The following is a 16,378-nucleotide window of genomic DNA, read 5'->3' as shown; positions in this document are numbered from 1 at the left end:
GAGTCCCTCGGACTCTGTGGGATGATTCTGTTTTAGTATCGATTACCCTTGTTTTGTATTCGTTAGTTCATTATGTATAGTATGATATGAGTATTAAAATAAGGGAAATTTTTACAATTGGCTAGGGGGATTACCATGTACAAGGTGCTGCTCGTAGATGATGAGGAACTAGATTTGGAAGGTATGAAAAGGTTCATTCCCTGGGTTGATCTGGGCATGGAAGTAGTAGATGGCATTAATAATGCATTATCGGCATGTGAGATCATTAAGAATAAGGACATTGATATTCTAGTCAGCGACGTTAACATGCCCTATATGTCCGGTCTTGAGCTTGCACGTATTGCATTAGAACATAAACCGAATATACGAATTATATTTGTCAGTGGATATCAGGAATTTAGTTATGTTCAGGAAGCGTTGTCTCTGAAAGCTTATAGTTATGTGCTGAAGCCAATGAACGATAAAGAACTGATCTCGTCATTGCTCAAGGTGAAACGGGATCTTGATGATGAGTTGAAGCATCGCGAAGTGGAGATGGCCTACCAGGAGATGATTCCCATTGTCAAAAGTGATTTTCTTATACGTTTGCTTGAACGGGAAGAATCAGAAGAGTCAGAAGAATCGTTGACAATGATGAGCTTTTCATATGAATTCGACCAGTTGAATTGGCCAATCCGCATCGCTGTTATGGAGCTCGATAACGTATCATGGCGCCAAGCGGGTAGTCTTTCTTCACAAAGGGAAATGGCGAGGATATTCTTGCAGCAAATTCAGGAGGCTATCGCGGAAATGGGCAAGCTGCTATATTGCAAGCTGTCAACTCAACGGGTAGCGATATTGCTTGAGGATTCCGATGTCATTCAAACGGTAGACGCATTGATAGATAAGCTTCGGCAGCATTTGACAATCTCGATCACGACAGGGCTGGGCGAACCTGTCCATACCTTGAACCAACTCCAGATTTCATACCGGCAAGCGGTTGAAGCTGTGGAAGGCAAAATGTTTTTAGGCAAGGGAAGCGTGATTAAGTACGAAGACGTCAGTGCCGAGCCGGGAATGATCGACGCCAAGATTCTAGATGAGCGTATGACTGTTCTCCTGAATGCGATGGAGAAATATGAGCTTGTTCAGATTTGTGATGAGCTGGAGAAATTATTCGGTTCCATTGGAAGTCTGCGCTCACGATTTACCGTACATAATATGTCAAATTATATTATTTGGAAACTCGAGCAATATTTAAGCAGTAGAAACGAAGATTTGTTTGAGCTGCTGGGCATGGAAATTCATCATCTGGATATTCTGATGCAATTGGAAACCGTTAGTGATATTCGCTCCTGGTTTATACAGCATATATTCGAAATTTCTGAAAGATTGTACGAGAAATCCAATTCGAAGGATAGCAAGTTTATCCGAAGTGTAATCCAAACCATGCGGGAACGTATGAGCGAGAATATAACGATAAAGGATATCGCACAACATTTTTCTTTTTCGCCTAGTCATATCGGATTTCTAATTAAAGAAAAGTCAGGAAATACGTTTAATGAGCTGCTTGTGCAGATGCGCATGGAAAAAGCGTGCGAATTGCTGAAGGAGCCCGGTATCAAAATATACGAGGTCGCCAATCAGGTAGGATACCGCTATCTTCCTTATTTCAGCCGCCAATTTAAAGAAAAATTCGCAATGACACCGATGGAATATCGAAAGAGAGAATTGGGATGAACAATCACTGGATTCCATCATCCAGAACAAATGGCAAGAAGTTGGGATATATACCTATCGGCTACAAGCTCATGTTGACCTTTACAATATTTATATTGCTGTTGGTTTTCGTGAACTTTTATATTTTACATTCTATGTATGATGAGACGATGCGCAAACAAACCCGGGTCAATATCCAGGGGACGCTCAAGCAGATTCGAGATAACGTAGCCTATAAAGTGGACGATATCGTTCAAACATCGGCGACATTGTACGATGATCCTACATTGATTCAGAGCGTCCGCAGGAATTTATCGGGCACGGATAATCATATCCGCATGAGCAATGTCATTCTTCCGAAGCTGGAGAGCGCTGCAAGGGCGATAGGTCTTAATTTAAGGCTATCTGTCTATTTTCATAATCAAACGGTGTACGAGAGATATAAAAATTGGGACAACGAGAAAAATCAAGATTTCAACGAACAAACGTATGATATTTACCATATGACTCGAATATCCAGTGAGTTTTGGTATTTTACACTACCGGAAGAGAAATATAATTCAACGATGATATGGAGGCAGGTAGAAGAGGATGAACGGGATGGGCGGATCTCGATGATTCGACGTTTGGTGGATATGAATAATCCACTCGAGATTAAAGAAATGGGAATCATGCGCTTCAGTGTTCGCTTGTCGCAGCTGTTCGATAGTGTGGATTACACGAAGCTTGGCGAAGGAAGTATGTTATCGGTACTGGATCCCTACGGGAATGTGGTGTTTACTTCCGGCCCATTCGTTGAACATAACACAACCCGCATCAAGGCAGAGCAGTTTGCTGCTTTGGCAGCAAACGATAAGAAGAATTATTTGATCATCGAAGAAGATTTGCCGCAGAAGAATTGGAAGATTGTTGCCCAGGTTCCGCTGAACATTATTGAACAGGAATCGAAGAGGGTACGAACCGTTTTGATTGCGATTTGCATCATCTGCGTAGTGTTGTTTACATACACGGGGTATGTTATTTCCCAGTCTTTCTCTAAGCGAATCCTGAAGATTGTAGGGGTACTCAATGCATTTCGGGAAGGGGATCTGCATAAACGGATCACTTATCGGGGCAAAGGGGAGTTCCCTCAAATTGCGAATGCCTTGAATGCGATGGGGGAGGATATCGAAGCGTTAATAAAAGAAGTGTATTTAACCCAACTTCAAAAGAAGGAAGCCGAGCTTGAAATGCTGCAATCGCAGATCAATCCTCACTTCTTATACAATACGCTATCATCCATTAACCAACTTGCGAAATTTGGCGAGACGGAGAAGCTTCAGAATATGGTTGTGCAGTTGGCCCAATTTTATCGACTCACATTAAATTCAGGAAGAATATTGATACCCATAGCATTAGAGATTGAGCAGGCCAATGCGTATTTGGATATTCAAAAGGTGAAATATGGTCAGCGTATGGAAGTCACTTTTGATATCGATACGAATATATGGCCTTACGAGACTATTAAACTGATTTTGCAGCCCTTCATTGAGAATGTACTGAAGCATGCTTGGAGCGGGGACCGGATTCATATTCGGATCGTGGTCCAAAAGGAAGGCGATGATATCTTGTACCGAATCATAGATGATGGTCTGGGCATGAAGCAGGGGAGAATCGATGAAATATTCGATCCCCGGGATAACAGCCATATGGGCTGCGGGATTCGAAACATTGACCAGCGAGTGAAGCTGCATTACGGGAGCGAATATGGCGTGTCCATCTTCAGCAAAGTTGGAATCGGCACTTCGGTTCAAATACGCATTCCTGCAAGATCAAGAAATTCAAACCCTGATAAGAAGGCGTCGGGATAGGCGGGAAGCTCCGAACCAAGGGGGTATTTGAGAATTGGGGATCCGTTATTTAGCGCCCTCTTCGCTGTTATGGTAAAGCGTCAATGAGTGTACTTGCTAAAAATGGATCTCTCAAGCGATACTATGATTTGGGCGATAAGAAATGACAGGTAATGTTCTTCCTTACAGGATTATAGAGCATCAAAAAGATGGAGTTCGCCTCTTTCTTTAAGAAGAATTATAAAAGCCCACAGGGGCTTTTTTTTTAGGTTAAATGCGTAATTATACTGCTGCGAGGCTGCTGGGAGATTATAAACATGAAATGGTTGGAGCAGTACCCTAAGGAAGTAAAAGGTTTTCTTGTTGCAAGTCTCGTTGCCTCTGCAGGCGGGTCCTTGATGTGGCCGCTGACAACGATGTATGTATTTGATGAACTGGGACGCAGCATGAAGGATGCAGGCTTTGTCATCCTGATTCAATCTCTGGGGGGAATCGCCGGTCAACTCCTTGGCGGCGCGCTGTACCACCGGGTAGGGGTGAAAAAGCTCATTGTAGGCTCGCTGCTGCTAAATGCCCTCGGGTTGTTCACCCTTCCGTTCATTAATGGATTATGGGGCTTGTTTATCGCTATGATGGGTTTCATCGGATTCTGTAACGCGATATCGATGCCAGCCATTCAGGCATTTATCGGCTTCCGGTTTGCCGATCGGCGGGGAGAATTGTTTAATGTCATTTATGTCGCGAATAATATAGGCGTAGCCTTGGGAACGGCCATGAGCGGTTTCCTGGCGGAGATTTCCTATCATTTAAGCTTTGTCTTAAACGGGGTCACGTCCTTTGGATTTGCTATTTTCTTCCTGTCCTACCTGACGAAGCTGGGTGGAACGGACGTATCGCAAGGGGCCCATCATCCGCAGCCTAAGAATCCGCTGCCGGCAGGCCCCGGGGCTTGGGCATTGCTCGGGAACACCCGAATCTATCTCTTTATGGGATTGGGTTCCCTGTTCTTGTGGTTCGGGAATTCCATCTGGAATACAGGGGTGTCTCCATTCATCATCTCGGAGGGAATGTCCAAGACAGCTTATGGCTATTTATGGACGCTGAACGGGATCCTGATTTTTGCCGCGCAGCCGCTCACGAATGCCATCAAGCGCTGGGCGGCTCGTACGGAGAGCAGTCAGATGACGGCAAGCGCGTTGTTCTATCTGGCAGCTTATGTCGTTATCGTGACGGTGCACAGTTATCCGGGCATGATCTTCGCGATGGTGCTGGCTACATTGGGTGAAATGCTGATTTCGCCTGCGATCCCGGCTTTTATCTCGGAGCGTGCAGGACAAGCCGCACCGTTCTATATCGGCGTGACAGGCGGCATGGGTGCCGCAGGCCGGGTGATTGGGCCATATGCGATGGGAACGATGTATGACGGCGGCGGGCTGACGCCGGTGGCATGGTTGGCAGCAGGTGTTGCCGTGTTGTCAATCCTGTCATTTGCGGTACATGGCCGGCTTAGTAAGGGCATCCCGCTGCATCATGACGGTCATGACAAGGATGCAGGTCACCTTAAAGCCTAACTCAGGTTTTAAAAGTTGAAATAATTTCAAGATATAGGATTAAGCATCGGGCATCCTTCGAAGCCTGATGCTTTTTTGTCCATGGTTTAAGGCTTACACCACTTGTCAAAGAAACGCCTTACAAAAAAAATAAAAAGGATATTGAAATCGCTCTCAGGGGGAGCTATAATGAACTTGTCGAAACGTTTCAAAACAGAATGCGTTTTTTGTAGTTATCAAGTAAGCGAGCTATTTATTATGAATACGCAAGAGCATGTTTATCCCAATGATAACCATGAAAAGGTGCTTTATAGGGGGAATGAAGAGACAGTAGGATTATAGAAATAACCTTTATCCGGCGTCTTTATTTTTTCGAATAAAATCGAAACGTTTCGAAGTAAGTGCTTTCAATTAGGTTTTGTATTACGTTTCGCATGGTGGTAAACATTAAAAACGGGGTGAATGTAGAATGAGAAAAAAATCAATATTGTGGACGTTGGCAGCATTGTTGATGTTCTCCGTCGTATTAGCCGGATGCTCGGGCGGGTCTGAGAAAGCAGACGGAGGTAGCAAAGGCGGCGAGGGCAAGAAAGAGCTGAAAGTTTGGTTGATGGGTGACACAACAGACGAAACTCTGATTAAGGCATATGAAGAGAAGAACCCAGGCGTTAAAGTAAGCGTTCAATTGATTCCTTGGGGCAGCGCGCATGACAAGCTGCTAACAGCCGTTGCATCCAAAAGCGGCCCTGACGTTGTGCAAATGGGAACAACCTGGATTCCGGAATTTGCTCAGGCTGGGGCTTTGCTCGATCTGACGCCTTATCTGGAGCAGTATCCAAACTTGAAGCAAGAAAACTATTTTGACGGTGCTGTGCAAACCATGAGTTATGATGACAAGGTTGTCAGTATCCCATGGTATGTGGAAACGCGCGTACTGTTCTACCGTACGGACATTCTGGCTGAGGTAGGCTATCCGGAAGGTCCTAAGACTTGGGATGAAATGAAGGATGCCGGTAAGAAACTGGCAGCTAGAGGGGACGGCAATTACGCAATCACCATTGATGCGAAAGATATGAACTATCTGTCCATGTTTGCTTGGCAGAATGGAAGCGATATGATCGATGCGAACCGGGCACCTCATTTTAACGAGCCGGAATTCATGGGAGCCATGGAATACCTGAAGAGCTTCTACGACACGGGTATGACGCCGCTTACCAGTGATTTGGATCTGTTTGCCGCATTTAAAGACGGACAATTCCCGATGTTTATCAGTGGTCCTTGGATGATTCAAGGCGTTAAAGACAAGGCGCCTGAAATTGAAGGTAAATGGGCTACGACAACACTTCCAGCTAAAGAAAACAATGCATCGTTCTTAGGCGGAGCGAACATGTCGGTATTCAATACAACCGAAAATGCAGATGAAGCCGTTAAATTCATCTCCTTCATGAGTGAAAAAGAATCACAGCTGACCAATTATGATGTGGCCAAAAACCTGCCTGCTGTTAAGAGTGCATGGGAAGACCAACGCTTTGAAGATCCGATTTTTGCTACCTTTGGAAAACAGCTCGAAAGCGCTAAACCTGTTCCGTTCATTAAGGAGTGGGATGCTGTCTCCCAAGAAGCCATTGCCGCTTTTGAGAAAATTACCCTTGGCGGAGCTGACATCAAAGCAGAAATGGATCTTCTGAATCAGAAAGCTACTGAAATTCTAAACAAAAAATAAGAGTGCGTCTTCACGCAGCCCGGCTTGTTTCTTCGAAGGATGAAACAAGCCTGACTGCTTCCAAAGGGCGTTATTCTTTCATTGAGAAACCCACACTTGCAGGAGGTGAATGACATTGCAGAACTTTATCAAGCGCTTTAACCAATATAAGTATCCTTATATGTTTATTGCGCCCGCACTGGTGCTGCTTCTGACGTTCTCAATCATTCCGATCATCATTGCGCTTGTCATCAGCTTCACGGATATTGACCTTGCTGGTCTCGCTAATTATTCAAACATTGAAGGCGTTGGCTTCGATAATTTTATGAATGTATTTAAAGATCCGGTCTTTCTGAAATCCATGTTTAACACCATGTTCTATGTTATTATCGGAGTTCCGCTTGTCGTAATGCTTGCCATGGGCGCTGCATTGCTGCTTAACTACGGCACGGGATTGTTGTTTAAAACATTCCGCGTCGTGTATTATATGCCTTCCATTACGAATATTGTGGCGGTCGCGGTTGTTTGGGGTTACTTGTATAACAGCCATTACGGCCTCTTTAACCATATATTGTCCTGGTTCGGAGTTCCGGCTCAGCAGTGGCTGACAGATCCGGCACTAGCCAAGCTATCGCTGATTCTGCTGGCCGTATGGAAATCCATCGGACTCAACATGATCATTTTCCTGGCTGCGCTGCAGGGCATTCCACGCTCCTATTATGAAGCTGCGGAAATTGATGGAGCGAGCAAATGGAAGAAGCTTCTATATATTACAGTACCGCTGCTTAGCTTTGCGACCTTCTTTGTCACCATAACGACATTGATCGGCTGGATTCAGTTCTTCGAAGAGCCGCTGGTTATGACCAAGGGCGGCCCGCTCAATTCAACGATGTCGATGGCTCTCTTTATTTATAACAATGGCTTCCAGCTTAGCAATTTTGGTTATGCGGCTGCAGGATCGTTTGTGCTCTTCATCATCATTATCGCTGTAACGGTCGTACAATTCGCAGTCAAGAGAAAAGATGTCGAATATTAAGGTTCAGGTTCAAGCGATGTTCCTTATCGTAACTGAAGGAGGCTCAGGGTATGGCAGCTAAAAGAATTGAGAAAACAGTCATGACGGTGCTGCTCATTGCAGGGGGACTGCTGATGATGATTCCATTTATCTGGATGATCACGTCCTCATTCAAGCCGGAAAATGAATTTACGGCGGTTCCGCCGACGTTATTACCGAAAGAATTTACGGTTAAAAATTATGTGGATTTATTTACGAAGCTGGACTTTATCGTATACCTGAAAAATACGCTTATCATTGTATTCTGGTCTTTTGTCGGTCTGTTCCTCAATGCGCTTGCAGGATATGCATTCGCTAAATACGAGTTCCCTGGCAATAAGAAGCTTTTCTATCTCGTGCTGGCAACGATGATGATTCCGGGACAGGTTACTATGATTCCAGTCTACCTGCTGATTAATGCCATGGGATTGACTAACACGATGGCGGGTATTGTGCTGCCTGGCTTGGTCGGAGCATTCGGTATTTTCCTCTTCCGTCAGTTTATGTCCACAATCCCGTCGGATCTGATTGAAGCATCAAGGCTGGATGGAGCGGGAGAGCTGCGGATTTTCTTCCAGTTGATCGTTCCGATCACGAAGCCCGTATTTGCTGTACAGGGAATCTTAGCGTTCATTGGCGCCTGGAACAGCTTCTTGTGGCCTCTCATTATGGCAAACGATCAAAAGCTTTATACGCTTTCGGTGGGTCTGCAGCTTCTGAAAGGACAGCATGGATCTGATTTCGGCCTCCAGATGGCAGGCGCTGCATTTATGGTTGTTCCGATTATTATCGTATTTTCTTTCTTCCAAAAACATATTATTGAAGGATATACGATCTCTGGCATGAAATAAAATAGATAGAGTTTCTTAAGTAGTAGAAGGGGCGTAAGGAAATGGCAACGATAAAGGATGTGGCAAAGCTCGCTGGAGTCGCCTTGTCAACGGCTTCATACGCGTTAAGCGGCGACAGCAGAGTGAGTTCCAAGACAAGATCAAAGGTGCTCGATGCAGCAAGGCAGTTGAATTATCGGAAGAACGGATTTGCCATGGATTTAAAGCGGAGCCGCACCAAGACAATCGCTCTTATTCTGACGGATCTATCCGGCCCTTATTATTCCGAGCTGATCCGAAGTGTGCAGGAAGTCGCTTTAACCAATGGATATGATCTGATCGCCTGCAGCTCGATAGGGGGCAGAGATTCAACGGCGGTTAAATTTTTGAGAGAGAAAAGGGCGGATGGTGCCATCATACTTGCACCTAATATTCGGGATGAAGTTCTGATCGAGACCTCCGGTCCCCAATTTCCGATCGTCGTGATGGATCGTCCATTGTGCAGTGAATACCTGGTGAATGTGCTGGTTGATGGAGAGCAAGGAGGGTATACGGCTACCCGTTATCTGCTTGAGAACGGTCATCGGCATGTGGCGTACATCAGCGGTTCATCGGATTCGTACGATAATCATTTGCGTTATCAGGGGTATTTACGGGCACTTGCCGAGGCGGGGCTGGAGGAACAGTCGAAATGGCGTCTCAGCGGCAACTTCGTGCGCGAGGGTGGTTACAATGCGACCAAGATGATGATCATGCAGGGGTCGCTCCCGTCGGCCATATTCTACGGCAACGACGAGATGGCCATCGGAGGATTGAAGGCTTTTGAGGAAAGTGGCATATCGGTGCCTGATGATGTATCCGTCATCGGATATGACGATATTCAATTAGCCGAATACGTGAATCCGCCGCTAACCACCATCAAGCAGCCCAAGAGCGAGGCGGGATCGCTTGCAGCCCATTTGCTGTTTCAGATATTGGGCGGCGAATCCGTGAAGCAGTCTTATATGCTGACGACTGAAATGATGGAACGGGCATCTGCAGGGAAGAGCAAAGTAGAGAATTAATAGACCGGATTGGAGATGAGGAACTTGGCATGGATCACGTGTGATTTTTATTCCGAAACACTGAAACTGTCTACCGGCATCGAGGTTTTTATACCGCAAGCCGCTTTGATGCCGTACGGTTCTTCTTCGAAACTGCCGGTGCTTTATTTGCTTCACGGCCGAGGAGCGGATCAGACCGAATGGATGCGCAGATCGTCCATCGAACGATACGCCGAGAATAAAGGCATCGCGCTCGTGATGCCGGGCGTCGGACGAAGCTATTATATGGACATGGCAAACGGCTTGCCTTACTTTACCTTCCTGAGCGAGGAGCTTCCAGAGCTCGTTCCATCGTTTTTTCCGGTGTCCGGACGAAGGGAAGATACCTTTGTCGCCGGAATTTCGATGGGGGGTTACGGAGCGTTCAAGCTGGCCATGAGTTATCCGGATCGATATGCGGCGGGCGCAAGCCTGTCGGGCGGGCTGGATCTTGTCAGTCGTGCTGCAGGGCTGGGCTTTCAGGAGCAAGAAATTCGAACCCTCTTTGGCCGTGTCGATAGATTACGGGGGAGCCGGGACGATTTGTTGTTTTTGGCCACGGAATTCGCGGCATATACAGGCGATAAACCGATGTTGTATCAGTGTTGTGGGACCGAAGACTTTTTGTACAACGATAACCAAACCTTTAGACAATACGCGGACAGCCTGGGGCTTCACATCACCTATGAGGAAGAACCCGGTGGTCATGAATGGGGATATTGGGACCGTAAAATTCAGCGTGTGCTGGATTGGCTGCCCCTGCCCTGATTTTTTTTCGTCCGCATGTATAGAAACGTTTCGATTATATGCGCAGATAAGCGCTGATTCCCTTGTTTTTTAGAAAGTTAATTTTCAAGTAAAAATGCTTATAGAATATATGATTTTCGGGAAAACATGGATCGCTTCGGGAGAAATCAAAACGTTTCGAATTGACTATGAAGTGAACGGCAACAACAAAGGAGGATGGGAAATGGCAGACCAACAACTACTTTCTCTGGTAGAGCAGATGACGCTGGAGGAAAAAATTGCGCAGCTTATACAACTGGCCGTCCCTTTTTTCGAAGGCGCTCAAGAATCGGGGCAGATTACAGGACCGATGGAGTCGCTTGGCATCACCGATGAGATCGTAAGCAATGCCGGCTCCGTGCTGGGTTTGGCGGGTGCGGAGGAAGTGATAGCTGTCCAAGAAGCGCATTTGCGCAAGAATCGATTGAAAATTCCGCTGCTCATCATGGCCGATATCGTTCACGGCTTTAAAACAATCTTCCCGGTGCCGCTTGCCATGGGGAGCTCTTGGGACCCTAGCCTAGCGGAGCGGAGTGCGGAAATCGCCGCCCGTGAAGCGTCGGTATCCGGCCTGCATGTGACATTTGCGCCGATGGTAGACCTGGTGCGCGATCCCCGCTGGGGACGCGTGATGGAGTCGACTGGTGAAGACCCTTATTTAAACAGTGAATTTGCCAGAGCCTTTGTCAGAGGTTTCCAAGGGGATGACCTGAGCGGCGATCTCAACCGGCTGGCCGCTTGCGTGAAGCACTTTGCCGCATATGGAGCAGGCGAAGGCGGCCGCGATTACAACACGGTGGACATGTCCGAGCGTCAGCTGCGGGAATATTACCTGCCTGCGTACAAGGCTGCGCTGGATGAGGGTGTCGAGATGGTCATGACCGCCTTTAATACCGTGGATGGCATACCAGCTACGGGCAATAAGCGGTTGATGCGTGATGTGCTGCGCCGCGAATGGGGTTTTGACGGCGTGCTGATTTCCGACTGGGGTGCGGTCAAAGAGCTGATTCCTCACGGGGTAGCGGAGGACGAGGCAGAGGCCGCGTTAAGAGCCATCGAAGCGGGCGTGGACATCGAGATGATGACTTCCAGCTATGTTCATCATTTACCGGACATGGTACGCGAAGGCCTGGTAGACGAGAGTCTGATCGATGAAGCGGTGCTGCGTATTCTGTCATTGAAAAAGCGTCTCGGTCTGTTCGAGCGCCCTGTGCGGGGAGCCGATCCGCAGGCGGAACGGGAGATTGTGTTCTGCGAAGAGCACCGTCAAGCGGCCCGGGAGGCTGCGGCTAAATCCTGCGTGCTCCTGAAGAACGATTCCTTGCTGCCGCTGCGCGGTGAGCAGCGTGTGGCTTTGATCGGCCCGTTCGGTGCCAGCGGCGATATTCTTGGGCCATGGTCCTGGACGGGCTCGAAGGAAGATGCGGTGACCCTGGAACAGGGACTGCGCTCCAAGCTATCTTCCGGTGCCCTCACGGTAGCCGAGGGCTGTAACGTGAACGTCATGACCGGGCAGCAGTTGGATGAGGCGATGAAGGCGGCGAAGGAAGCCGACGTGATCGTGCTTGCGCTGGGTGAGGATTCCGAGATGAGTGGCGAAGCCGGCAGCCGTGCGTTCATAACTCTGCCGGAGCCGCAGCTCGAGCTGATTCGGCATTTGAAAACGCTGGAGAAGCCGATGGTTGCCGTATTGTTCAACGGTCGTCCGCTGGATCTGCACGGCGTGCTGGATGAGGTCGATGCCGTACTGGAAGCCTGGTTCCCGGGAAGTGAAGGCGGAGCGGCCGTAGCTGCCCTGCTTATGGGCGAAGCGAATCCTTCCGGACGTCTCAGCATGTCGTTCCCTTATTCCGTTGGGCAGGTGCCGGTATACTATAACCATTTTAATACCGGCCGTCCGAAGGATGCGCCCGATGCGCAGGTACGCTATGTATCGCAATATTTGGACATTCCGAATGAGCCGCTGCTTCCGTTTGGATTCGGCCTCAGTTATACGGATTTCCTCTATGGGAGCATGAACTTGTCGGCGGAAGAAATGTCCCCGGATCAACCTCTTGAAGTTACGGTTTCGGTAACGAATGCCGGCGATATGGCCGGTGAAGAAGTCGTCCAGCTGTACGTCCGGGACCGATCCGGTGAGGTCGTTAGACCCGTCAAGGAGCTGAAAGCCTTCCGCAAGGTACTGCTGCAGCCGGGCGAACGCCAGGAAATCACCTTTACGCTGACCGAAGAACAGCTGCGGTATCATCATTCGGATCTGTCCTTTACCAGCGATGCGGGTGAGTTCGACGTCATGGTCGGAAAGAACAGCCGGGATACGGAGACAAGACGTTTTCGGCTTCGGAAATAACACGACTAACATCATTTATGCAGAATAGGAAGTGAAACTTGTGACAGCCAATCATGTAATGCACGATGCAAAAGTTGTACTCCAGGCAGGAGAATTGACGTTTTCCTTTTTGCCTAGCGGTGATCTTTATCAAGCCACTTACGGCACGACGATGATTAATCAGCTGCTCTCCAATTCGATTGATGGCGCCCTCAATAATTTGTCTCTGAGAATCCATACTGAAAGCGGCATTGAGGCCGTTCCTATGCTCGGAGTACACTCCAACAGCGTGGTCACTCATGCGGATAACCGGATGATGTGGGAAGGCAGCGTCAAGGGAGTAGATTATAAGGTTCTGTTTACCCCAACGGATACCGGCGCGTGGTTCTGGGACATTCAGCTCCAGGGGGAAGGAATTCTAGCCGACGTCGTGTATGGACAGGATATCGGCATCGCCCATCCGGGCGCCGTTCGAACCAATGAAGCATATTTGTCCCAATACATCGACCATGCTGTATTCGAGCAGGAAGGTCAGGGGTATGTCGTGTGCTCCCGTCAAAATCAGCCGCAGGGAGGCGTATTCCCCTATCTTCAACAGGGAGCGCTGACTTCTGCGGTCGGGTATGCAACGGATGGCTTTCAGTTTTTTGGCCTTTCCTATAAAGAGACGAATCAGGCGGAGGCTTTATCCAAGGAGAGCCTGCCGAATGAGGTATATCAATACGAGTTTGCCTATACGGCCCTGCAGTCCCCTCGCGTACCGCTTAGTGGCACAACCCGGTTCGTATTTTACGGCTTGTTTAAAGAGAATCATCCGGATGCAGTCACAACACTGGAATTCCAGGATGAGCTTCAGGCTGCATGGCAGCAGGTTGAAGCGTCCCGCTTGACGGAGACGGGCAATCCGCTGCCTCGGATCGAGCGATCCGAGCGTTTCGGGGAGCCTCTGCGCACATTGCCGCTGACGGAAGACGAGCTGAACAATTTGTACCCTGTACGCCGCCAAGAGGAGCGTGACGGGGAAGAACTGCTCTCGTTCTTCACGGATACTTATGAACATATTGTCATGAAGGAGAAGGAGCTTCGCGTAGAGCGTCCACATGGCCATATCTTGATGAGCGGCAACAATGTGAAACTGGGCAGTCCTGTCATTACGACAACCTCTTACATGTATGGTGTGTTTAATTCCCAGCTGGTGACGGGGAACACGAACTTCAACAAAATGATGAGTCATGCGCGGAATGCACTGAACGTGCCTAAGACATCCGGTCAGCGGATTTATGTGGAAATGGACGGCGAGTATCGTCTTCTGACGATGCCATCCTTGTTCGAGATCGCCTTTAACTATGTGCGGTGGTACTATAAGACCGAAAGCGACATGCTGATCATCACCAACTTCACGTCTGCTGCGGCATCGGAGGTTACGCTTCAAGTCCGTTCCGAGAGCGGAAGGGCTTATCGTTATCTGGTCACTATGCAGATCACGATGGATGTCAACGAATACGAAGTGCCTTATCATATGGTTCAGGAAGACGGTATTCTGACGTTCCGTGCCGATTCGTCTTCACTCAGTTCTTCTGTGTACACAGATTTGCATTATCGTCTTGGCGTGACGGGAGCCGATATGCAGGTTAAGGATGAAACTTGTCTGGCAAGCAACACCGCGTCTGGCAGTGCTTCCTTAACAGTACTTGAGCTTGGCGAGAGTGCGGAATGGACCATGACCGTACAAGGCAGCCTTGATGCAGCGAACGCTCCGCTTGCGGTGCGGGAAGCTGATGAAGAGATTGCAAGCTACCGCTCATTCTATGCTTCCGTCATGAACGGGTTCCATCTGAGTCTGCAGAATGGACAGGAAGAAGGCTTGTTCAAGGTGAATGCGCTCGCCTGGTGGTATACGCATAACATGCTCGTTCACTATTCGGTACCGCACGGTCTGGAACAATACGGCGGCGCTGCGTGGGGAACGCGCGATGTGTGCCAAGGGCCTGTTGAATATTTCATGGCTACGCATAAATATGAGCAGGTACGCGATATCCTGCTAGAGGTGTATTCCCACCAGTATGAGGATGACGGAAATTGGCCGCAGTGGTTCATGTTTGATCAATATGCCCATATTCAGCAGGAAGAGAGCCACGGCGATATTATCGTATGGCCGCTTAAGGTGCTGGGCGATTACTTGGCCGTCACACATGATTACGACATATTGGATTCGGTTGTTCCTTACACCAGAAAGCACAGCTTCGATTTTACGGAGCAGACGTACACCGTGCTTGAGCATGTGAAGAAGCAAATGGCCTATATTCAAAATCATTTCCTTCATGACACTTATCTGTCTTCTTATGGAGACGGGGACTGGGATGATACGCTTCAGCCGGCGAACGCGCAGCTGAAGCAGTTCATGGTCAGCAGCTGGACGGTAGCTTTGACCTATCAGACCTTGAACCAGTTCTCCCGCGTTATGGAGCGTGTGGACCAAGCGATGTCCGATGCGATAGGGGACCTCGCGGAAGGAATCCAGCAGGATTTCAATACGTATATTCTGAATTCTGAAGTGATTCCCGGCTTTGTCTATATGGAGAGCAAAGAGCAGAGCAAATTCCTGCTGCATCCGTCCGATCAGGAAACGGGAATCCAGTACCGCCTTCTTCCGATGACGCGCAGCATGATTAGCGAGCTGCTGACGCCGGAGCAGGCAGCAAGCCATTATGAGATCATCCGTGAGCAGCTGTTCTGTCCGGACGGCGTGAGATTGATGAACCGTCCAGCCGTATATGCCGGGGGCGTTAGCACGCACTTTAAGCGGGCGGAGCAGGCGGCGAATTTTGGCCGGGAGGTTGGTCTTCAATATGTGCATGCGCACATCCGTTATGTAGAGGCGATGGCAAAGCTCGGCAAGAGCAGTGAGGTTTGGAGCGGGCTTGAGCGTATTAACCCGATCGGCATTACAGAGGTTGTGCCAAATGCGGAGCTGCGTCAGAGCAATGCGTATTTCAGCAGCTCGGACGGGAAGTTCAACACGCGCTATGAAGCGCAGGAATCGTTTGATGCGCTGCGGAGCGGACGCGTGCCTGTCAAAGGCGGATGGCGGATTTATTCCAGCGGCCCGGGGATCTACATGAACCAGCTGATTTCCAATGCGCTTGGCATTCGCGAAGCGGGAGGAGACCTGGTGATTGATCCGGTCCTGCCGAAGACGCTGGATGGCCTGGAGTTCCAATTCAATTATGCGGGGAAGGCGGTAACGTTCATTTATCACGTGGATCGCGCCGAGCGGACCCGTATCACAATTAACGGGCAGGATGTGGCAGCGGATGCCATCCGGAACCGATACCGTACAGGCGGCGTTCGTATTGCAGGTGCGGATTTCAAACGATTGGCCGGAGAGGGCGACACCGGCTGTGTCGTGGATATTTACGCCTCTATTCATGAACAATAAATCTTGACCCGTGAAACTCGTCTGCAAGAAGGCTAACTGGTCTGATATAATAGAGGGAATGGTTATCAAAGCGAGGGAT

10 protein-coding genes are annotated in these 16,378 nt (G+C 48.7%); all 10 read left to right on the top strand.

What is annotated here, in order from left to right; genetic code table 11:
* Window positions 1-135: 135 nt before the first annotated feature.
* The 10 genes from MHH48_RS32715 to MHH48_RS32670 all read left to right on the top strand — a co-directional run bounded on the left by MHH48_RS32715 (window position 136) and on the right by MHH48_RS32670 (window position 16,299).
* Window positions 136-1,719, top strand: a complete 1,584-nt coding sequence (locus MHH48_RS32715; protein WP_076323939.1) for a response regulator — start codon at window positions 136-138, stop codon at window positions 1,717-1,719.
* Entirely contained in the window at window positions 1,716-3,548 is a 1,833-nt protein-coding gene (locus tag MHH48_RS32710) for a sensor histidine kinase (protein WP_076323940.1), read from the top strand. The genes MHH48_RS32715 and MHH48_RS32710 overlap by 4 nt, the downstream gene beginning before the upstream one ends.
* Before the next feature lie 296 nt (window positions 3,549-3,844).
* Window positions 3,845-5,098, top strand: a complete 1,254-nt coding sequence (locus MHH48_RS32705; RefSeq protein WP_076323941.1) for an MFS transporter — start codon at window positions 3,845-3,847, stop codon at window positions 5,096-5,098.
* 448 nt (window positions 5,099-5,546) lie between these two features.
* The gene (locus tag MHH48_RS32700; protein ID WP_076323942.1) at window positions 5,547-6,800 is read left to right on the top strand and encodes a sugar ABC transporter substrate-binding protein; all 1,254 of its coding nucleotides are present in this window, start codon (window positions 5,547-5,549) and stop codon (window positions 6,798-6,800) included.
* 109 nt (window positions 6,801-6,909) lie between these two features.
* Window positions 6,910-7,815: a sugar ABC transporter permease gene (locus tag MHH48_RS32695; protein WP_076323943.1), complete on the top strand. Its 906-nt coding sequence runs from the start codon at window positions 6,910-6,912 to the stop codon at window positions 7,813-7,815.
* 50 nt (window positions 7,816-7,865) lie between these two features.
* Window positions 7,866-8,684: a carbohydrate ABC transporter permease gene (locus tag MHH48_RS32690; protein ID WP_076323944.1), complete on the top strand. Its 819-nt coding sequence runs from the start codon at window positions 7,866-7,868 to the stop codon at window positions 8,682-8,684.
* Window positions 8,685-8,725: 41 nt separating this feature from the next.
* Entirely contained in the window at window positions 8,726-9,727 is a 1,002-nt protein-coding gene (locus tag MHH48_RS32685) for a LacI family DNA-binding transcriptional regulator (protein ID WP_076323945.1), read from the top strand.
* A 24-nt stretch (window positions 9,728-9,751) separates the two neighbouring features.
* Window positions 9,752-10,513, top strand: a complete 762-nt coding sequence (locus tag MHH48_RS32680; protein WP_076323946.1) for an alpha/beta hydrolase family protein — start codon at window positions 9,752-9,754, stop codon at window positions 10,511-10,513.
* A 202-nt stretch (window positions 10,514-10,715) separates the two neighbouring features.
* Window positions 10,716-12,881, top strand: coding sequence for a beta-glucosidase BglX (gene bglX / locus MHH48_RS32675; RefSeq protein WP_076324083.1), 2,166 nt, complete (start codon window positions 10,716-10,718; stop codon window positions 12,879-12,881).
* 40 nt (window positions 12,882-12,921) lie between these two features.
* On the top strand, window positions 12,922-16,299 hold the full coding sequence (locus MHH48_RS32670; protein ID WP_076323947.1) for a cellobiose phosphorylase: 3,378 nt from the start codon (window positions 12,922-12,924) through the stop codon (window positions 16,297-16,299).
* Window positions 16,300-16,378: the final 79 nt, after the last annotated feature.

It is taken from the genome of Paenibacillus sp. FSL F4-0100, assembly GCF_037993005.1.
In the GTDB taxonomy this organism is placed as follows: domain Bacteria; phylum Bacillota; class Bacilli; order Paenibacillales; family Paenibacillaceae; genus Paenibacillus_AQ.
This window is presented reverse-complemented; position numbering and strand designations above follow the sequence as displayed.